Origin of the sequence: Pseudomonas sp. Irchel 3A18 (assembly GCF_900187465.1) — a bacterium.
Classification (GTDB): Bacteria; Pseudomonadota; Gammaproteobacteria; order Pseudomonadales; family Pseudomonadaceae; genus Aquipseudomonas; species Aquipseudomonas cichorii.
The window spans coordinates 172,139-191,300 of the sequence record NZ_FYDI01000004.1 but is presented as its reverse complement, the minus strand read 5'-3'; the positions used below and the strand labels follow the sequence as shown (position 1 = coordinate 191,300).

Genomic DNA, 19,162 nt, shown 5'->3' with positions numbered 1-19,162 from the left:
CCATCGCTCAGGGGAATGCTCACAGTGCGGTACTTCGCTTGTACAAGGCTGATGGCGCCAGTACCATTACGGCTCTCTTTTTCCGGCAGGAGCGGTTGCATGATTGCGGGCAGTATGGTGGCACTGGTCACACCCATGGATGCACAAGGTCGTCTGGACTGGGACAGCCTGAGCAAACTGGTGGACTTCCACTTGCAAGAGGGCACCAACGCCATTGTTGCCGTCGGCACTACAGGTGAGTCGGCGACACTCGATGTGAGCGAACACATCGAAGTCATTCGTCGTGTGGTCACTCAGGTTGCAGGGCGTATCCCTGTCATTGCAGGTACTGGTGCGAACTCCACGCGCGAAGCCGTCGAACTGACGACCAACGCCAAGACCGCAGGCGCCGATGCATGCCTGCTGGTAACGCCTTACTACAACAAGCCTACGCAAGAAGGCCTGTTCCAGCATTTCAGCCACATCGCCAAGGCAGTCGACATCCCGCAGATCCTCTACAACGTGCCTGGGCGTACAGCTTGTGACATGTTGCCCGAGACTGTCGTGCGCCTGTCGAAGGTCCAGAACATCATCGGCATCAAGGAAGCCACGGGTAACCTGCAGCGCGCCAAGGACATCCTGGCAGGCGTGAGCAGCGACTTCCTGCTCTATTCCGGCGATGACGCCACGGCCGTCGAACTCATGCTGCTGGGCGGCAAGGGCAACATTTCCGTGACTGCCAACATCGCGCCGCGTGCTATGAGCGAGCTGTGCGCCGCTGCCATGCGTGGCGATGCCGAAACGGCACGTGCCATCCATGAAAAGCTGATGCCGGTCAATAACACCCTGTTTATCGAATCCAACCCCATTCCCGTGAAATGGGCTCTGCATGAAATGGGTCTGATGCCAGACGGTATCCGTCTGCCGCTCACCTGGCTCAGCGAAGCCTGTCACGAACCGCTGCGTCAGGCCATGCGCCAGTCCGGCGTATTGGTTTAATTGAGGAAGCATTACGCAATGAAGCGACTGGCCGGACTTTCCGCACTAGCCTTGATTATCTCCAGCACCAGTGGTTGCGGTTGGCTATGGGGGCAAGAGGGTTACTTCCGCGATCGCGGCAGTGACTATCTGGAAGCAACCCAGACCGCACCGATGCAGGTGCCTGCCGACATCTCCAACACCAAGCGTCTGGATCCGCTGCTGCCGATCCCTCGCAACGTGGCTGACAGCACCGTGAAGGGCGAGTACAAGGTGCCTCGTCCGCTGCCTCTGTCGGTAGCCTCAGAATCGAGCGATTTCAGCTTGCAGAAGAGCGGCGATGCCCATTGGGTTCTGGCTCAGCGTCCGCCTGCCGAAGTCTGGCCGGTGGCGCATCAGTATTTTGAAGACAACGGTTTCCGTATCGCTGAAGAGCGTCCACAGACCGGCGAATTCAGCACCACCTGGCAGCGTCTGGACGAGCTGTCCGCTTCGGTCGCCAAGCGCCTGACGGCCAGCGGCGTATCGGCCGATTCCGAAACCCGCGTGCGGGTTCGTATCGAACCGGGCGTGCAGCGCAATACCAGTGAAGTCTACGTGGTCAGCGTCGAGCGTCCGGCTGGCAGCACTGCCGACGTCGGTTTCCCGCCGCGCACGACCAACATCGGCCTCGACGCCGCACTGACCGACGACCTGCTGGCCAGCATGAGCCGCAACGCCGAGAAGGGTGGTTCGGTGTCTCTGGTGGCTGCGCGTGACTACGATACGCCGAGCCGTGTAGCGCTGAGCGAAGACGGCAGCGGCAACCCGGTTCTGACCGTCGGTGCCGATCTGGACCGTGCATGGTCGAGTGTCGGTCGTGCGCTGGATCAGGGCGAATGGCGCGTTGAAGACATCAACCGCAGCCTTGGTCTGTACTACATCAACCTGGCAGAGAAGGCCAACACGCCTGCGAACGAGCCAGGTTTCTTCGGTCGCCTGTTTGGCAGCAAGTCCAGCAAGGAAGAAATCGAAGCCCGTGCCGAGCGCTATCAGGTCCGCCTGAGCAAGGTGGGTGACAGCGTGCAGGTGACTGTCGAGAAAAACATCAACACCGTTGCGCCGGCCGACGTCGCTCGCAGGGTCTTGAGCGTCATTCAAGACAACCTGGGTTAAGTGCGTTTCGCTGTTCTGGGCAGCGGCAGCCGTGGCAACGGCACGCTGGTCGCAAGCAACGATACGTACGTGCTGGTCGATTGCGGTTTCTCCCTGCGGGAAACCGAACGGCGTCTGGCGCGACTGGGAGTCAGCGCCAGACAATTGAGTGCCATTCTGGTGACCCACGAACATGCCGATCATGTGCATGGCGTGGGTTTGCTGTCTCGGCAGTACAATGTGCCGGTCTATCTCAGTCGCGGGACCTTGCGCGGGATGCGCAAGCCGGTCGAAGCCGCCGGGGTGGTGGAGGGTGGTCAAAGGTTGCAGGTGGGCGCGTTGGGCATCGATGTGGTGTCCGTCGCCCATGATGCGCTGGAGCCTACCCAGTTCGTCTTCAATGACGGACGCCGCCGTTTCGGCCTGCTGACCGACCTTGGGTCTTACTGTCCCAACGTGCTGCAAAGCTATCATGGCCTGGATGCCTTGATGATCGAGGCCAACCATTGTCGCGACATGCTTGCCCGGGGCCGTTATCCGGTCTTTCTCAAGCAGCGTGTGGGAGGCGAAACAGGACATTTGAACAATCATCAGGCCGCAAGCCTGGTGAGCGAACTGGGATGGAGGGATCTGCAGCATCTGGTGCTGGCCCATCTCAGCAGCAAGAACAACCTGCCGTATCTGGCCCGGCAATGTTTTGCCGACACTCTGGGGTGCGACCCGGACTGGCTGGAACTGGCCGATCAAGATTCAGGGCTCGACTGGCGACATATCGCCTAGCCCAACTACTTAGCAAGCGGAGCCCATCATGGAAAAACGTGAAGAACTCTACCGCGGCAAAGCCAAATCGGTTTACAAGACCGACGACGCTGACCGCTTGATCCTGCTGTTTCGCAACGACACCTCGGCGTTCGACGGCAAGCGCATCGAACAACTGGACCGTAAAGGCATGGTGAACAACAAGTTCAACGCCTTCATCATGCAGAAGCTGGAAGAAGCGGGCGTGCCGACCCAATTCGACAAGCTGCTGGGCGACAACGAGTGTCTGGTCAAGAAGCTGGACATGATCCCGGTCGAGTGCGTCGTGCGTAACTACGCTGCCGGCAGCCTGGTCAAGCGCCTGGGTGTGGAAGAGGGTACCAAACTCGATCCGTACACCTTCGAGCTGTTCCTCAAGGACGACGCCAAGGGCGACCCGTTCATCAACGAATCCCACGTCGTGGCATTCGGTTGGGGCACCGCCGAGCAACTGGTTCGCATGAAAGAGCTGTCGCTCAAGGTCAACGAAGTGCTCAGCAAGCTGTTCGATGACGCAGGCCTGCTGCTGGTCGACTTCAAGCTCGAGTTCGGCGTATTCCACGGCGAGATCGTCCTGGGCGACGAATTCAGCCCTGACGGCTGCCGCCTGTGGGACAAGGACACCCGTAAAAAGATGGACAAGGACCGCTTCCGCCAGGGCCTGGGTGACGTCATCGAAGCCTACGAAGAAGTCGCAAACCGCCTGGGCGTCCCGCTTTAAGGCAAAAAGTTACGCAAGCGCTTGATAGCACGAAAAAAATTAGCGTAAAGGGCTTCGCCTTGCGCGCCGATGCTGTTATCATGCGCGCCGTTGGAGAGATGCCAGAGTGGCCGAATGGGACGGATTCGAAATCCGTTGTACCTTCACCGGTACCTAGGGTTCGAATCCCTATCTCTCCGCCATACATTGAAAAGCCCCGTAGATTCTGTCTACGGGGCTTTTCTGTTTTCTGGGGTGCGCTTCACGGATCTTCAAGAAATCCCGCCTCCCACCGCTCCTTTACTTTTTTTCAGCTAAGGTGTGGTAGAGCCAAATCTCACGTTTTGTGGTGCAAGGAGCTATCAGATGTCGGACGTAAACCAGGTGCAATCGCAACCGTCTCCCAGCCAAAGTCATGATGATGTAATCGCCCAGTTCAAGTGGCAGGGCAAGCAGATCGATTGGCTGCTTCAGTGGCTTGTCAAATTCGTTGCAAACACCAAGGTGGAACTGGGGATTACCCTGTCGGTAGGCGGGAATCTCGTTTCCGGCCATCTGATTTCCCATGATGCCTACTTTGAGCAACTGGCAGCAGATATCTCTGCACCTTTCTCCCAGTTCAATAATGGTACTGACGAGTCGATGAAGGAGATGATCCTGTCTTTCAAGCCAGGTGAGTCCAATGAAGATACTCCAGCGTTTCACTTCATCCATTTGAAGGACTGCAGAACCTACTCGACCGATGAAAGCCCGATCTGCGATGCGGGCGTGCTGTGGCGCGGCAGGATTGCCGCTGTCGATGGCTTCACCATCGGTCTGATTGCTCGAAAGTGACCCACTGAAACGCAGAATGGCCCCGGTATTTCCGGGGCTTTTTGTTTGGAGCTGACTGAATCAGCATGGGGGCTATTTCTTCTTGTGCACCCGTGAATCATGCCCTTTGCGGGTCAGAAAGCGAGGTCTGTTTTTTACATTGAGACATCATTTGGCCATGTTTTGCGCGACAAAATGCCGCAACCGGCTCTATCGCAGGTAATATGGGCCATTCGATTTTTATGCCCGGAATGGCCTGATAGAAAACTGGCAACCAGAAGAAGAACAAGAAACAGAGAGCCAGGCTGCCCGCCCCGGTCGATACCCAGAATTAATGAGTAGACGAAAAAAGGCGATTAGAAAAAATGACCAACACTTCGCGACCTTTGTACATTTCCTATGCTGGCCCCTCGCTGCTGGAAATGCCCCTTCTGAACAAGGGGAGTGCTTTTACCCCGCAAGAGCGGGTCGAATTCAATTTGATCGGGCTGCTGCCGCAGAACGTAGAGACGATCGAAGAGCAAGTCACCAGGGTGTACAGCCAGTACAAGCAGTGCGCCAGCGACCTGGACAAGCATATTTATCTGCGTTCGATCCAGGACAACAACGAGACTCTGTTCTTCCGCCTGCTGGACTCGCATCTGGACGAGATGCTGCCGATTATCTACACCCCGACGGTCGGTCAGGCGTGTCAGGAATTCTCCAAGATCTACCGCACGCACCGCGGGCTGTTCATTTCCTACCCTGAACGCGACCGCATCGACGACATCCTGCGCAGCGCCACCAAAGACCGCATCAAAATCATCGTTGTCACCGATAGCGAGCGCATTCTGGGCCTGGGCGACCAGGGGATCGGCGGCATGGGCATTCCGATCGGCAAACTGTCGTTGTACACCGCTTGTGGTGGCATCAGCCCAGCCTATACGTTGCCGATCGTGCTGGATGTCGGTACCAATAACCGCGAATTGCTCGACGACCCGATGTACATGGGCTGGCGTCATGAGCGGGTGACCGGCAAGGAATATGACGATTTCATCGCAACGTTCATTGAGGCCGTGCAGCGTCGCTGGCCGGATGTGTTGTTGCAGTTCGAGGATTTCGCTCAGTCCAACGCCATGCCGCTGCTGGAGAAGTATCGCGACGAGCTGTGCTGCTTCAACGACGATATTCAGGGCACTGCATCGGTGGCCGTGGGCACCTTGCTGGCTGCCTGCAAGGCCAAGAACGAGACCCTTGGCCAGCAGAAGGTCGTGTTCCTGGGCGCGGGTTCTGCCGGTTGCGGGATTGCCGAGCACATCATTGCTGCGATGAAGATCGAAGGCCTGAGCGAAATCGAAGCGCGTCAGCGTATTTTCATGGTCGACCGTTTCGGCTTGCTGACCGAGGGCATGGATAACCTGCTGGACTTCCAGCAGCGCCTGGCCCACAAGGCGGGTGATGTTGCGGGTTGGGCTACGGGCGGTGAAGCTTTCCCGCAGTTGCTCGATGTGGTGACGCATGCCGGTGCGACGGTGCTGATCGGTGTTTCGGGCCAGCGTGGTCTGTTCACTGAGCAAGTGATCCGTGAGTTGCACAAGCATTGTGCCAAGCCGCTGGTCATGCCGCTGTCGAACCCGACCTCCAAGGTCGAAGCCACGCCTGAAGAGATCCTGCGCTGGACCGATGGCAATGCGCTGGTTGCCACCGGCAGCCCGTTTGCGCCTGTGGAGATCAATGGTCGTACCGTGCATATCGCGCAGTGCAACAACTCCTATATTTTCCCGGGCATCGGTCTGGGTGTGGTGGCTTGCAAGGCTTCGCGTATCACTGACCGGATGCTGATGGCGGCTTCCAATGCATTGGCCGAATGCTCGCCGATGGTGTCCGGGCTTGGCGATGCGGTTCTGCCGCCGCTCAAGGAAATCCAGCAGGTCAGTCGCAAGATCGCCTTTGCTGTGGCCAAGGAAGCTCAGGCTGAAGGTCTGGCCCTTGAGACGTCGGATGAAGTACTGCTGGAGGCCATCGAGCGTAACTTCTGGGTGCCTGAGTATCGCGGCTACCGTCGTCGCTCCGTCTGACAGTAAGCGTTACTACTGAATGGCCCTTCGCGAGCGTGCTCGTGACGGGCCATTTTTTATGCCGGGATTATGGTGCGGGTTTCTTGAAGGTTTTTTCCTACAATGAAATAAGTTTAATTCGACCAGTTATTCGCGTTCTTTTCACAAAAAATTGATAGGATGCCGCCTAAAGTCTGCGCATGGATGGGCCGTCTGGTTCAATCTATACTCGATAAAAAATTATATAAGCAGACTGTCAATGCTGAAAATCAAGGCTGTACGTCCAGAAGTTGTTACGTTGATTGCCAGTGCCTTTTTGTTGTTCGGTTATAACGCCAATCTTTGGCAGCATCTTTTTGAAATCACGGGAGGGAGCAGTAAAGGTATTGCCATGCGCATTGCTTTTGGTGTGATGATCTTTTGCGTGTTCAATGTTTTTCTGACACTGTTTTCATTCAGACGTGTACTCAAGCCGGTGTTGGTTTTTCTGTTTTTTGCCAGTGCTGCTGTTTCTTATTTCATGAGCGAATACGGCGTCATGATTGATGCTGGCATGTTTCGTAACTTTGCGGAAACCAATCCTACCGAAGTTCAAGGCCTGCTGTCCCTGAAACTGGTGATTTACATCGTCCTGCTGGGGCTTCTGCCGTCAGTATTGCTGTGGCAAACCCCGATCAACTATCGCCGCTGGCACCGTGAGCTGTTCAGCAAGGTGCTGGTCTGTTTTATCTGCTCGGTGTCGATTGGTGGAGTCGCGCTGGCGAATTATCAGGGGCTGTCGTCGCTGTTTCGCAATCACCATGAGCTGCGCCTGATGGTCGTGCCGAGCAACTATATTGGTGCCTCGGTTGGCTATCTGAGCGAGCAGATCATTTCGTCCCGGCGTCCGTTTCTGGCAATTGGCGAAGATGCCAGGCGCTCGCCGGACTGGTCGACGCATACTCGCAAATCCCTGACGGTCCTGGTGGTGGGTGAAAGTGCCCGGGCGGAGAATTTCGGCATTCTGGGCTATGGCCGCAATACCACGCCAAAGCTCAATAAACAGAGCGGTCTGGTGGCATTTACCGATGTGTATTCGTGCGGCACCGAGACGGCAGTGTCGGTGCCTTGCATGTTTTCCAATATGGGACGCAAGGATTACAACGCGACCAGGGCGCGCAATCAGGAAGGGCTGCTGGATGTGCTGAAACGTGCAGGTCTTGAAGTGATATGGCGCGATAACCAGTCTGGCTGTAAAGGCACGTGTGATCGCGTTGCTTTCCAGGATGTCAGCAACCTCAAGGACCCGTTACTGTGCGCCAACAATGAATGCCGGGACGAGATCCTGCTGCAAGGGCTCGACACGTTTATCGACAGTCTGGATAAAGACACCGTACTGGTACTGCACCAGATGGGCAGCCACGGGCCGGAGTATTTCAAGCGTTACCCAAAGGCGTTCGAGAAGTTTACGCCTGTCTGTGAAAGCAATGCGCTGAACAACTGCAGTCGTGAGAGTATTGTCAACGGTTATGACAATACCCTCTTATATACCGATCACGTGCTGTCCACATTGATCGATATGTTGCGCAGTCGTCAGGACAAGGTCGACACTGCTATGTTGTATCTCTCGGATCATGGTGAGTCTCTGGGCGAATATAATCTCTTCCTGCATGGCACTCCTTATATGTTGGCGCCGGATCAACAGAAACATGTACCGATGATGATATGGTTGTCCGATAACTATCAGAAGTCTTTTGCCGTCAATCCGGAGTGCCTGGCCAGGGAGCGTAATGCGCCGTTGAGTCAGGACAATCTCTTTCATTCCATGCTGGGCTTGTTGAGAGTTGACACCAAGGTTTATGACCCGAGTCTGGACATGTTTTCCGGTTGCAGAAGTTCGATCGGCAATGGCGTGGCAATCAACAGGTAATTCATGATTCTGAGGGTGAGGCGCTTGACCGGACAGGCCTTGTCCCAGGTACCTCGCAGCTCATGGATCGCCAGCCTGCTGTTTCCCGGCGATTCACATGAAGATATCCAAGAGTTTCAGGCCAGATGCGCGATAAACCTCCTATGGCGATATATACTGCGCGCCATTGATCAAGGGAGAGCCGTGTGGCCATCGATATTCATTGGATTCGCGACGACGACAGCCTCGCCCGACAGTGCGCGCAGTGGCAGTCGCTGCCATTTGTCGCGCTCGACACCGAGTTCATGCGGGTCGACACCTTTTACCCTATTGCCGCGCTGCTACAGATCGGTGACGGTTCCAGCGCCTGGCTGATCGATCCGCTGCTCATCAGCGACTGGACGCCTCTGTCCGCATTGCTTGAAAACCCCGACGTCATCAAGGTGGTTCATGCTTGCAGCGAAGATCTGGAAGTCCTGCTGCGCCTGACGGGCAGCCTGCCGGTTCCGCTGTTCGACACCCAACTGGCGGCCGCTTACCTGAACATCGGGTTTTCCATGGGCTATTCGCGTCTGGTGCAGGAGGTGCTGAACATCGACCTGCCCAAGGGCGAGACCCGTTCCGACTGGCTGCAACGCCCGTTGTCGGAAACCCAGATCAGCTATGCCGCTGAAGATGCCGTGCATCTGGCCGAGCTTTTCGGTCTGTTGCGGCCACGCCTGTCGGACGAGAAATACCTCTGGGTTCTCGAGGATGGTGCCGAGTTGGTCGCCAACCTGCGCCGGGAAACCGATCCCTACGAAATTTACCGCGACGCCAAGCTGGCCTGGAAACTGTCTCGTGCCCAGTTGGCGGTATTGCGTGAGCTGTGCGCCTGGCGCGAGATACAGGCGCGTTCGCGTAACCTGCCGCGCAATCGCATCGTACGTGAGCACTCGTTGTGGCCGCTTGCCAAGACCCAGCCGGACAACCTGAGTGCCCTGGCCCGAATCGAAGACATGCACCCGCGTACGGTACGCCAGGATGGTGAGTTCCTGCTGGACCTGATCAAGAAGTCCGGCAATCTGCCGCCGGATCAATGGCCGCAGGCGTTGCCCGAGCCTTTGCCGATCGAGGCTTCCGGCATCCTCAAAGGCTTGCGGGCCATTGGTCAGCAATACGCTGAACAACTGAATATTGCCCCCGAGGTCGTGCTGCGCAAGAAGACCCTCGAAGCCTTGCTCAAGAGTGGCTACCCCGATGGCCCTTACACATTGCCCGATTCGCTGCGTGGCTGGCGTCGCGAATTAATGGGCCAGGCGCTGCTCGACAGCCTGGCCAATGCAGGAGAACAGCCTTGAAACGTATTTGCTCCATTTATCGCAGCCCGAAAAAGAACGAGATGTACCTGTATGTGCTCAAGAGCGATGTGCTCAAGCGTGTACCGGTAGAGTTACTGGCTGCGTTCGGCACGCCTCAGCATGCTTTCGACCTGGTGCTCAGTCCTGAGCGCGCGCTGGCTCGTGAAGATATCAACAAGGTGCTGGAAAACCTCGATACCCAGGGCTATCACTTGCAGATGCCGCCTGCCGAAGAGGAATACATCCAGCACTTGCCCGAAGAGTTGTTGCGCCGCAACGATCCTGTCTGATCCGTTGTGCCGCACTGTAGTGCCGGTCTGCCTGCTTTCGCGGCGCGCAGGCTTGACTGGCCCATGGCTGTTGCAGCTGTTTGTCCCGTTTTTAAGGTTTTTGAAACATGCGCGTTCTGATTGCCGAACACGATTACCTCATCTACACCCAACTGTTGCGCAAGGTAGCGCCCGAAGTTGAAATCATGAGCAGCGGCGATTCTGCCGAGCTGTCTCGCATGGCCGGTGAATGCAAGGTCTGGCTGGGACAGCCTGACCTGCTGGCCAATCTGTTGCGTCAGGGGCACAAGCCGCAGTGGTTGCAATCGACCTGGGCGGGGATTACCCCGTTGCTGGCCGAGGGCGTATCCAGGGATTATCGACTGACGCGGGCGGTCGGTATCTTCGGTCAGGTCATGGCCGAGTATCTGTTGACCTACATGCTCGGCCACGAACGTGAAGTGCTGGCGCGCCTGATGAGCCAGGTCGAACGCAAATGGGATAACCGTCCCGGCCAGAGTCTGTATGGCCGCAAGGCTCTGATCGTGGGCGCGGGAGATATCGGCCAGCGTGTCGCGCAGTTCCTGGTGCCTTTTGGTGTACAGGTCTACGGCGTCGCTTCGCAAGCGCGGGCCCAGGAACCGTTCATTGAAGTCGGTGCCCTGGCGGATCTGGAGCAGATGGTTGGCGACATGGATTACGTGATCAATCTGCTGCCCAACACACCGGCAACCCACGATTTATATGACGCAAGACTGTTCGCCGCATTCAAGCCCTCGGCGCTATTCATCAACGTCGGGCGTGGTGTAGCGGTGGTCGATGCGGATCTGGTGGAAGCCCTGAAGGAAGGGCACCTGGCTGGCGCTGTGATCGATGTCTGCCGTCAGGAGCCGCTGCCTCAGCGCCATCCGTTCTGGACCGCCTATGGCCTGCTGCTGACCGGGCACAGTTCTGCCCCGACATCGCCTGTGGCCATGACCGAATTGTTCGTCGATAACCTCAAGGCCTTTCAGGCGGGTGAGCCGCTGCGCGGAGAAGTGGATTTTTCGCGGGGGTATTGAACAGCGTTAGCTGCAAATTAAAAGCTGCAAGCGACAAGTCAAAAGCTTGAGGCTTGCAGCGTGCAACTCTGAAGCCTACAACGAAAAATCACCCTCAACCGCCAGCTCTGCTACTGGCTTGCGTGGGCTTGGGGCTTCGCGGCCTTGCAGGTAGTCGGGCAACGTCGATTTGTCGCCCAGTTTGCCGATGGCCACGGCTGCATGCAGGGCATAGCCTTCTGGAATGTTCAGCTCCTTGCGGGTCAGTTCCTTGTCGAAGCCTGACATGCCGTGGGTGTACCAGCCGCTCAGGCTCGCCTGCAAGGCAAGGTATCCCCACGCGGAACCGGCATCGAATTCGTGTGTGGTTGCCGGGCTTTCTTCGGTCGCGCCCGGTGCGGCGAAGGTGGTCTTGGAGATGACGATCACCAGTGCCGAAGCGCTCTGCGCCCAGCTGCGGTTGAACTCATTGAGCAGGCCCAGGTAACGCTCCCAGTTCGGGGTGTCGCGACGAGCATAAAGAAAGCGCCATGGCTGCGAGTTATAGGCCGAAGGTGCCCAGCGTGCGGCCTCGAAGAAACTCAGCAGGGTCTCCTGTGAAATGTTTTCACCGGTGAAGGCGCGAGGTGACCAGCGATGGGTGAATTGCGGGTCGATGGTGTGGTCGGCGATACGGGGATTAGTGCTCATGCGAATCCTGTCGTGGCGAAGGTTTGAAGTGAGCTTGACATGATGGGCCGTGGTCGGCAGGCATTGTCTGTGCCCTCAAAAGCCTTCTAACGCTACTGTTTTGCCACGCCGCTGACAAGTGAAGTGTTGGATACCGGCAGTCGCAAATGCTTGGCCCGCATCCGATGTGCCACTAGACTGGCGGCCTTTTCATTGTCGATACCGTTGTCCGAACCATGGCCGCTAAAGTTGAACCCTTCTGGATACGCAAAACACTCGAACAACTGGACAGGGACGAGTGGGAATCGCTGTGCGATGGCTGCGGTCTGTGCTGCCTGCAAAAGCTGGAAGATGAGGACGACAACAGCGTTTACTACACGCGCATCGCCTGCAAGTTGCTGGACTTGAAAACCTGTCAGTGCTCCGATTACAGCAATCGTCGAGCCTTTGTGCCTGACTGCATTCAACTCACGGCCGGGCAGGCCGACGAGTTCAAATGGCTGCCGCCCACGTGTGGTTATCGTCTGGTCAGCGAAGGGAAGGATCTACCGCTCTGGCACCATCTGGTGTGCGGTGATCGCGAGGCTGTGCATCACGAGCGCATCTCCCAGTCGGGACGCATGCTCAGTGAGAACAGCGTGCCCGAGGACGACTGGGAGGATTATCTGATTTTCCGCGCCGGTTAAGGGTTTCAGACGTCGTTTTTCGGGTCTTTCAAGGCATCGATGCCGTTGATGACCGAGGTCCTGGCGGCCAGTTCGGCATTGTCCTTGAGCTGTCTCAACTCAGCGCCTGCGCGTTCGATATCGGAGCGCGCACTGTGCAGGTTGCTGCGGCTTTTTTCGAGCAGGCTTTTTGCCGAGCAGTGCCCGGTGATGCCGCGCGCCAGTACGGCACCGCCAATGGCCAGTTGTACAAGGCCCAGGACGCCGCCACGGCGTAGCCCCTTGCCCATCATTGTCACGCCGCCTGCCAGAGAGCCTATCCGCTCCCAGCCCTGGACGTTCTGCTGCGGATGGTTGTGCAGTCGCGGGGTGTCGATTCTGTCGATGATCGAGGTGTCGCTCATGATGGTTCTCCATGATGTGATAAATCAGCTTCAACGAAACTGACTGCCCATCCGTGAAACTGTTCAGTGCATTTTCATGAGCGGTCGGGCTTTTCCCGGCCGAATTGCGGACCCGAGCGGGTATTGATGCCTTTGGCCATTCGGTCATAGAGCACGACGTTGACGGTCGCCGCCAGGTTCATGCAGCCCTCGGTGGGGATGTAGACCACGTCTTCGCACCAGTCGCGGATTTCCTGATCCAGCGAACCGTCTTCCGGGCCGAAGATATACAGGGCGCGATCCGGGTGAGTGTATTCGGGCAGGGCGCGGGCGCCGTCCACCAGTTCCACCGCAACCGGAATGCAGCCCAGGGGCAGGATACTCTTGAGGTCTTCGATGCCGATCAGCGGAATATCCTGATGGATCTTCTTGGTATCGGTGATGAAGTCCCGTGCGCGCTCGTAGCGTTTGCCGGTGTAGAAGACCGAAGCCACGCCATAACAGCCCGCCGCCCGCATCACCGATCCGACGTTTTCCGGGGATTTGGGGTTGTAAAGGCCGATGCAGGCGTACCGTTTGTTTGCCACGTTAGAGATGCTCTGGGTAAAACGCGCAAGTATACGGCAGAACGCGAAGTCTCTAGAACCACATCCTGATACCCAGCACCCACTTCGCTTCGCTGCGATCTTCGCCTTCTTCGCGAGCATAATCGGCGGTCTTGCCATAAGTCCGGTTCCAGCTCACGCCAATATAAGGCGCGAACTCCCGACGGATTTCATAGCGAAGCCGCAGGCCGATTTCGGTGTTGGCCAGACCGGAGCCAATGCCGCGTTGCGCATCGTTCTTGCCGTAGACGTTGAACTCGGCCGTGGGCTGCAGAATGAGCCGGTTGGTCAGCAGCAGGTCGTAATCGCCTTCAAGGCGTGCTGCGCTCTGGCCTGCTTCGCCGATGAAGGCTGTGGCCTGAGCCTCGAAGTTGGAAAGGGCCATGCCCTGAATGCCAAAAGCGGCCCAGGTCTGCGGATCGCCCGGCTTGAAGTCCTGGCGTGCGCCCGCGACCAGATCCCACCACGGGCTGATAGCGTGTCCCCACAGAGCCTGGATTTCGGCGTCCCCGGTCTTGCCATCAGTGCGTTCGCCTTCGGAGCGTATCCACAGGCGATCGGTATCACCTCCGACCCAGCCTTTGAGATCCCACGCCAGCGTGCTGCCCTGGTCGGCGTTCTGCCATTCCAGCTTGTCGGCCATGAAGAAGGTATTGATGGCGCTGTCATGAACCATATGGCCTGTATGGCTGGTGTAGACGGCAGCCCTGTCTTCATCCGTCAGTTCCGGGATGGGCGTACGACTCTGGCCGGCGCTGGACGGAGCGTGGTCGTGGTGCATGGAATGGCTGCCGTGATCCATGCCGCTCATGTCTGCTGCCAGGGCTGGCATTGTCATTGATGGCCCCAACGCCACAAGCAGGCCGGACAGACGGGAAAGATGAAGGATTCTGTTCATGCTGAGGTTCTCATTCTTCCACGCGCACTTCACGGAACATGCCCATTTCCATGTGGTAGAGCAGATGGCAGTGATAGGCCCAGCGCCCGAGGGCATCGGCGGTGACGCGATAGCTGCGCCTTGAGGCCGGTGGCATGTCGATGGTGTGTTTGCGGACCATGAATTGCCCGTTCTCGTCTTCGAGGTCGCTCCACATGCCATGCAGGTGAATGGGGTGAGTCATCATGGTGTCGTTGACCAGCACGATCCTGATGCGCTCGCCATACTTGAGCTTCAGCGGTTCGGCATCCGAGAACTTCACGCCGTTGAAGGACCAGGCGAATTTCTCCATGTGACCGGTCAGGTGCAGTTCGATGGTGCGGCCGGGCTCGCGTCCGTCCGGGTCCTCGAAGGTACTGCGCAGGTCCCTGTAGGTCAGGACGCGGCGACCGTTATTTCTCAAGCCGATGCCAGGATCGTCCAGTCTGGGAGCGGTCTTCATGGCCTGCATGTCCACCAGCGGATTGTTCTTTTCGGTTTCCGGGTGTGACTGCATGTTGCCCATGCCTGACATGTCATGGTGATTCATGCCTGCCATGTTGCTGTGATCCATCGCGGCCATCTTTCCGTGATCCATGCCGCCATGATCCATTCCCATATCGTCCATGCTCAGCAGCGGGCGGGGGTCGAGAGGCGGCACAGGCGCCGTTGCACCGGATTCTCGAGTGAGCGTGCCTCGGGCAAAGCCGCTGCGGTCCATGGACTGGGCGAACAGGGTGTAGGCCTCTTCGGTCGGTTCGACGATGACATCGAAGGTTTCGGCAACGGCGATGCGCAACTCATCGACACTGACCGGCTTGACGTGCAGACCATCGGCAGCGACCACGGTCATTTTCAGGCCGGGAATCCGCACGTCGAAGTAGGTCATGGACGAGCCGTTGATAAAGCGCAGCCGAATCCGTTCGCCCGCTTTGAATACGCCGGTCCAGTTCATGTCCGGTGCCTTGCCGTTCATGAGGTAGGTGTAGGTTGCAGCGCTCACATCGGCCAGATCGGTCGGGTTCATCTTCATCCCGGCCCACATCGTGCGATCGGCAACCGCCTCGCCCCAGCCTTTTTCGCTGACATCGTGGATGAAATCACCCACCGTACGTTTGTTGTAGTTGTAGTAGTCCGACTGTTTCTTGAGGTTCTTCATCAGTTTGACCGGATCGTCATCCGTCCAGTCTGTGAGCATCACCACGTAGTCGCGTTCGTACTGGAAGGGCTCAGGCTCCCTGGCATCGATCACCAGCGGGCCATACACCCCCGATTGCTCCTGAAAGCCCGAATGGCTGTGATACCAGTAAGTGCCATTCTGTCGGACCTTGAAGCGATAGACATACATGCCGTCCGGCTCGATGCCTTGAAAACTCAGGCCCGGAACGCCGTCCATGTTGGCGGGCAGCAGGATGCCGTGCCAGTGAATGGACGTGTTTTCCCTGAGCTGGTTTTTAACCCGCAAGGTGACGGTATCACCTTCACGCCAGCGCAGCAGAGGGCCGGGTATACCGCCGTTGATAGTCATGGCCGTTTTCGGCGTGCCAGTGATATTGACCGGAGTTTCGCCGATGAAGAGGTCGAACTCGGTGCCCGCCAGAACCCTGGGTTCATCCGCGCCGCTGATGGCCCACACAGGACTTTGCCAAAGCCCGATGCCGCCCAGCAGGCTGCCGGCTGTCAGCCCTTTTACAAAGGTTCGTCTTGAGGTCTTGGAGTGCATGCCCAGGTTGTATCCAGTCAGTTGCGTGCTTGTCTGAAAGGAAGATGCCATAACGAGGCCGGGCGGGTGATTACATTTCTGTAAGGTTGCAGATCACGCCGCCCATGGATTGACGGGGTGTCATTCCTTTTTCATCAGCCCCGCAAGCGCAGCGAAGGGGTTGTGGGTGGCCTTGGCGGCTTTGGGTGTACTGAGGGAGCTGTCGGAGAAGTACTGCTGGTCGGTGTAACGCGAGTGCTCGTTGTCATGGCAATACAGGCACAGCAGTTCCCAGTTGGAGCCGTCCTGAGGATTGTTGTCGTGGTTGTGGTCACGATGGTGGACGGTCAGTTCGCTCAGGCGCTTGCCCGCGAACTCCCGTGCGCAACGCCCGCAGACGTGGGGATACATGCGCAGGGCTTTGTCCCGATAGCCCATTTCGCGGTCGCGCTGGGCGTCGGCCAGGATACGGTCCAGCTTGGACGTGTTGGAAGGAGGGTTGGCCGTGCTCATGGTGTCACCTGTGTCGTGTGCGCATTGATAGCGGGAATGCGCACAAGTTTAGCGCCAGATGACGAAACTCACACCTGTTGGGAGAGTAGTTGGCCGTCGACCATACGCAGACGCTTTGACAGGGAAATAGCCAGGGCACGAATGATCTTGGCTGCGATTTTCGGCGCTTCGTCGAGCATCTTGTCCAGCGAGTCCCGGCCCAGGTTCAGCAACTGGCAATCCGATGCAGCGATGCAACTGGCCGAACGGCGTTCGCCGTCGAGCACCGCCATTTCGCCGAACGCCCGGCCCCGACGCAACGTGGCGATTTCTACCTGCTGGCCTTCGGGGTTGAGTTTCTGTACCGAAACCGTGCCGCGGTCGATGATGCACATGAAGGTTCCGGCATCGCCTTCATTGAAGATGCTCTGGCCTTCCTGGATATCGCTGATGCTGAAGTAACCCGCGACGGTCAGGTAATCGGCAGGCAGCAGGGTGTCGAACAGGCCGCAGTCCAGCAGCATGTCGCGTATGGCATTGTTCAGGTGGGACGGTTGTTCTGACATGGTTCGGTCTTGTTCAGGTAAGAGGGGGAGCAACTCCGTGCTCCCCGATGCTACTAAGACAGACTATTGGCGCCAAGTTCAGTCCAGTTGCAAAACCTTGAAGATAAAACCGTACTCAAGGGCGACATCGCGCAGCCCCTGATAGCGACCGCTCATGCCGCCATGGCCGGCGCCCAGTTCGGTCTTGAGCAGCAGAAGGTTGTCGTCAGTCTTTATGTCGCGCAGTTTCGCGACCCATTTGGCAGCTTCCCAATATTGCACGCGGCTGTCGTTGTAACCGGCAATGACCAGGGTGGCGGGGTAGGCCTGGGCGCTGACATTTTCGTAAGGCGCATAGGCCTTGATACGGGCATGAACCTCTGGCTCCTGCGGATTGCCCCATTCGTCGTATTCGGTGACGGTCAGCGGCAGTTCAGGGTCGAGCATGGTGTTGAGCACGTCCACGAACGGCACTTCGGCAATCGCCGCCTTGAACAGCTCCGGACGCTGGTTGAGTACGGCACCGATCAATAATCCTCCGGCGCTGCCACCGCTGATGACCAGTTGATTGGCGCGGGTCAGGCCCTTGTCGATCAGGTGTTCGGCGCAGGCAATGAAATCACCGAAGGTGTTCTGTTTGTGTTCCTGTTTGCCGTTGCGATACCAGGCTTCACCCAGTTCACCACCGCCGCGTACATGGGCAATGGCAAAGGCTACTCCACGATCCAGCAGGCTCAGACGGGCGTGGGAAAACCATGGGTCCAGGCTTTCGCCGTACGCGCCGTAACCATAGAGATACAGTGGCGTCGCCTGGCCCAGCAACTCGCGTTTGACCACCAGACTGATGGGGACTTGTGTGCCATCGCTGGCGGTCGCCCAGAGACGCTGACTGACGTAGGCATCGGCATCGAACTCACCGAGTACCGGCGTTTCCTTGAGCACCACTTGCTCGCCGGTGGCCAGAGCCAACTGGCGGACCTGCGCCGGACGATTGAGGGACTGATAGCGCAGGCGAATGCTGTCGCTGTCGAATTCCAGTGAGTCCTGTACATACAGGCTGTAGGCCGCGTCGGGCAATTGCACGCGATAGGCCGGCAGGCCTTGTGGGCGAACTTCGATGATCGGCAGGCCACCTTCGCGCAGGCTCAGGGTCAGGCTTCTGGCATTGAGGCTCATATCTTCCAGCATCACTGTATCGCTGTGCGGGACCAGCTCTTGCCAGCCATCGCGGCCCGCATGCTGTTCCGAGGCCTGATACAGCGCGAAGTTGATACCGCTCTGATTACTGCGGATAAACCAGCTCCAGGCACCATCGAGCTGGCCGTGATCCGGAAAGTATTCATGACCCTCGACTCGCTCGGCCATGCACACGAAGGCTTGCTCGGGATGCTCGGCATCCAGCAGCCAGGCTTCGCTGGTGGTCTTGCTGTTGAGCAGCAGAATCAGTTGGCGCTCGGAGCTGCTACGGAAACAGTGCAGGAAGAAACGGCCGTCCGGCTCGCTGAATACCAGGTCGGCCGAGTCGCTGCCCAGACGATGACGGTAGAGTTTGTGCGGGCGGTGAGTGTCGTCCAGTTCGCCGAAGAACAGCGTCTGGCTGTCATTGGCCCAGGTCATGCTGCCGTCGCAATCTTCAAACGGCAGGCTGCTCACCTGGCCTGTGCCCAGCTCCTTGACGTAAAGCTGATAGACCTCTTCGCCCGTGGTATCCAGGCTGTAGGCCAGGCGTTGATGGTCGGGGCTGATACTGAACGCGCCCAGAGAGAAGAATCCGCCATCGGCCAGCACGTTGGGGTCCAGCAACAGCTCTTCATGGCTCTCATCGACGGTGTTCGAGTCATCTGCCGGGCGCGGGCAGCGATAGTGTCTGGCATATTCATCACCCTCGGTGGTGCGGGTGTAATACAGGTACGGGCCCCAGGGGGAGGGCAGCGACAGGTCGGTTTCCAGAATGCGGCCTTTTATTTCCTGGAACAGGGCTTCACGCAATTGCGCCTGATCGGCCAGTTGCTGTTCCTGATAACTGTCTTCAGCCTTGAGATAGTCGAGCACTTCATCGCTGTCGCGATTCTGCAACCATGCATAGGGATCGGGGCCGTCGGCCTTGCGAGCGATCGGGGCGCTGGAGGTGGCATTCGAGAAGGACATGCGGGGCTCTCTTTAAAGGCATCGGGTCATTGAAATATCGGTGGCTGCAAGTATGGCGCACC

At 57.8% G+C, this 19,162-nt stretch carries 19 protein-coding genes and 1 tRNA gene; 12 read left to right on the top strand and 8 right to left on the bottom strand.

The window, feature by feature from the left end:
* The first annotated feature begins 99 nt into the window (after positions 1-99).
* From dapA to CKW23_RS09125, 11 genes are all read left to right on the top strand, one after another.
* A complete protein-coding gene (gene dapA / locus CKW23_RS09175) occupies positions 100-978 on the top strand; it encodes a 4-hydroxy-tetrahydrodipicolinate synthase (RefSeq protein WP_095067464.1) in 879 nt (292 codons plus the stop codon).
* 18 nt (positions 979-996) lie between these two features.
* The gene (bamC, locus tag CKW23_RS09170) at positions 997-2,112 is read left to right on the top strand and encodes an outer membrane protein assembly factor BamC (protein WP_095067463.1); all 1,116 of its coding nucleotides are present in this window, start codon (positions 997-999) and stop codon (positions 2,110-2,112) included.
* Entirely contained in the window at positions 2,113-2,871 is a 759-nt protein-coding gene (locus CKW23_RS09165) for an MBL fold metallo-hydrolase (RefSeq protein ID WP_095067462.1), read from the top strand.
* 28 nt (positions 2,872-2,899) lie between these two features.
* A complete protein-coding gene (purC, locus tag CKW23_RS09160) occupies positions 2,900-3,610 on the top strand; it encodes a phosphoribosylaminoimidazolesuccinocarboxamide synthase (RefSeq protein WP_095067461.1) in 711 nt (236 codons plus the stop codon).
* Between the two features lie 92 nt (positions 3,611-3,702).
* A tRNA-Ser gene (locus CKW23_RS09155) sits at positions 3,703-3,792 on the top strand.
* A 163-nt stretch (positions 3,793-3,955) separates the two neighbouring features.
* Positions 3,956-4,423: a gas vesicle accessory protein GvpU gene (gene gvpU, locus CKW23_RS09150; protein WP_095067460.1), complete on the top strand. Its 468-nt coding sequence runs from the start codon at positions 3,956-3,958 to the stop codon at positions 4,421-4,423.
* A gap of 344 nt (positions 4,424-4,767) precedes the next feature.
* Positions 4,768-6,459 carry an NAD-dependent malic enzyme gene (locus CKW23_RS09145; RefSeq protein WP_095067459.1) on the top strand — a complete coding sequence of 564 codons (1,692 nt, stop codon included), beginning with the start codon at positions 4,768-4,770 and terminating at the stop codon, positions 6,457-6,459.
* Between the two features lie 238 nt (positions 6,460-6,697).
* Entirely contained in the window at positions 6,698-8,347 is a 1,650-nt protein-coding gene (locus CKW23_RS09140) for a phosphoethanolamine transferase (RefSeq protein WP_025261194.1), read from the top strand.
* A 185-nt stretch (positions 8,348-8,532) separates the two neighbouring features.
* Positions 8,533-9,666 carry a ribonuclease D gene (gene rnd / locus CKW23_RS09135; RefSeq protein WP_025261193.1) on the top strand — a complete coding sequence of 378 codons (1,134 nt, stop codon included), beginning with the start codon at positions 8,533-8,535 and terminating at the stop codon, positions 9,664-9,666.
* Positions 9,663-9,956 carry a YcgL domain-containing protein gene (locus CKW23_RS09130; RefSeq protein WP_025261192.1) on the top strand — a complete coding sequence of 98 codons (294 nt, stop codon included), beginning with the start codon at positions 9,663-9,665 and terminating at the stop codon, positions 9,954-9,956. The genes rnd and CKW23_RS09130 overlap by 4 nt, the downstream gene beginning before the upstream one ends.
* 107 nt (positions 9,957-10,063) lie before the next feature.
* The gene (locus tag CKW23_RS09125) at positions 10,064-10,996 is read left to right on the top strand and encodes a D-2-hydroxyacid dehydrogenase (RefSeq protein WP_025261191.1); all 933 of its coding nucleotides are present in this window, start codon (positions 10,064-10,066) and stop codon (positions 10,994-10,996) included.
* Between the two features lie 75 nt (positions 10,997-11,071).
* On the opposite strand, the gene CKW23_RS09120 is transcribed toward CKW23_RS09125, so the two are convergent.
* Positions 11,072-11,665, bottom strand: a complete 594-nt coding sequence (locus CKW23_RS09120; RefSeq protein WP_025261190.1) for a nitroreductase family protein — start codon at positions 11,663-11,665, stop codon at positions 11,072-11,074.
* A gap of 215 nt (positions 11,666-11,880) precedes the next feature.
* Here CKW23_RS09120 and CKW23_RS09115 point away from each other — a divergent pair, with 215 nt between their 5' ends.
* Positions 11,881-12,330 (top strand): YcgN family cysteine cluster protein, encoded by a 450-nt coding sequence (locus CKW23_RS09115; protein ID WP_025261189.1) that lies wholly within the window; start codon positions 11,881-11,883, stop codon positions 12,328-12,330.
* Positions 12,331-12,335: 5 nt separating this feature from the next.
* Here the strand turns inward: CKW23_RS09115 and CKW23_RS09110 are convergent, their stop codons facing one another.
* From CKW23_RS09110 to CKW23_RS09080, 7 genes are all read right to left on the bottom strand, one after another.
* Positions 12,336-12,713: a DUF2892 domain-containing protein gene (locus CKW23_RS09110; RefSeq protein WP_025261188.1), complete on the bottom strand. Its 378-nt coding sequence runs from the start codon at positions 12,711-12,713 to the stop codon at positions 12,336-12,338.
* Positions 12,714-12,787: 74 nt separating this feature from the next.
* Entirely contained in the window at positions 12,788-13,279 is a 492-nt protein-coding gene (locus CKW23_RS09105; RefSeq protein WP_025261187.1) for an RNA methyltransferase, read from the bottom strand.
* 52 nt (positions 13,280-13,331) lie between these two features.
* Entirely contained in the window at positions 13,332-14,135 is an 804-nt protein-coding gene (locus tag CKW23_RS09100; RefSeq protein WP_371856562.1) for a copper resistance protein B, read from the bottom strand.
* Between the two features lie 70 nt (positions 14,136-14,205).
* Positions 14,206-15,936 (bottom strand): copper resistance system multicopper oxidase, encoded by a 1,731-nt coding sequence (locus CKW23_RS09095; RefSeq protein WP_095067457.1) that lies wholly within the window; start codon positions 15,934-15,936, stop codon positions 14,206-14,208.
* A 120-nt stretch (positions 15,937-16,056) separates the two neighbouring features.
* On the bottom strand, positions 16,057-16,428 hold the full coding sequence (locus CKW23_RS09090) for a YajD family HNH nuclease (protein WP_025261184.1): 372 nt from the start codon (positions 16,426-16,428) through the stop codon (positions 16,057-16,059).
* Between the two features lie 68 nt (positions 16,429-16,496).
* Complete coding sequence (locus CKW23_RS09085) at positions 16,497-16,973, bottom strand: cyclic nucleotide-binding domain-containing protein (RefSeq protein ID WP_025261183.1); 477 nt, start codon at positions 16,971-16,973, stop codon at positions 16,497-16,499.
* A 78-nt stretch (positions 16,974-17,051) separates the two neighbouring features.
* Complete coding sequence (locus CKW23_RS09080; RefSeq protein WP_095067456.1) at positions 17,052-19,100, bottom strand: S9 family peptidase; 2,049 nt, start codon at positions 19,098-19,100, stop codon at positions 17,052-17,054.
* Positions 19,101-19,162: the final 62 nt, after the last annotated feature.

Coding starts and splice junctions, on each gene's coding strand:
- dapA (WP_095067464.1), top strand. CDS start 100: ATGATTGCGGGCAGTATGGTGGCACTGGTCACACCCATGGATGCACAA.
- bamC (WP_095067463.1), top strand. CDS start 997: ATGAAGCGACTGGCCGGACTTTCCGCACTAGCCTTGATTATCTCCAGC.
- purC (WP_095067461.1), top strand. CDS start 2,900: ATGGAAAAACGTGAAGAACTCTACCGCGGCAAAGCCAAATCGGTTTAC.
- gvpU (WP_095067460.1), top strand. CDS start 3,956: ATGTCGGACGTAAACCAGGTGCAATCGCAACCGTCTCCCAGCCAAAGT.
- CKW23_RS09145 (WP_095067459.1), top strand. CDS start 4,768: ATGACCAACACTTCGCGACCTTTGTACATTTCCTATGCTGGCCCCTCG.
- CKW23_RS09140 (WP_025261194.1), top strand. CDS start 6,698: ATGCTGAAAATCAAGGCTGTACGTCCAGAAGTTGTTACGTTGATTGCC.
- CKW23_RS09125 (WP_025261191.1), top strand. CDS start 10,064: ATGCGCGTTCTGATTGCCGAACACGATTACCTCATCTACACCCAACTG.
- CKW23_RS09120 (WP_025261190.1), bottom strand. CDS start 11,665: ATGAGCACTAATCCCCGTATCGCCGACCACACCATCGACCCGCAATTC.
- CKW23_RS09115 (WP_025261189.1), top strand. CDS start 11,881: ATGGCCGCTAAAGTTGAACCCTTCTGGATACGCAAAACACTCGAACAA.
- CKW23_RS09110 (WP_025261188.1), bottom strand. CDS start 12,713: ATGAGCGACACCTCGATCATCGACAGAATCGACACCCCGCGACTGCAC.
- CKW23_RS09100 (WP_371856562.1), bottom strand. CDS start 14,135: ATGACAATGCCAGCCCTGGCAGCAGACATGAGCGGCATGGATCACGGC.
- CKW23_RS09095 (WP_095067457.1), bottom strand. CDS start 15,936: ATGCACTCCAAGACCTCAAGACGAACCTTTGTAAAAGGGCTGACAGCC.
- CKW23_RS09090 (WP_025261184.1), bottom strand. CDS start 16,428: ATGAGCACGGCCAACCCTCCTTCCAACACGTCCAAGCTGGACCGTATC.
- CKW23_RS09085 (WP_025261183.1), bottom strand. CDS start 16,973: ATGTCAGAACAACCGTCCCACCTGAACAATGCCATACGCGACATGCTG.
- CKW23_RS09080 (WP_095067456.1), bottom strand. CDS start 19,100: ATGTCCTTCTCGAATGCCACCTCCAGCGCCCCGATCGCTCGCAAGGCC.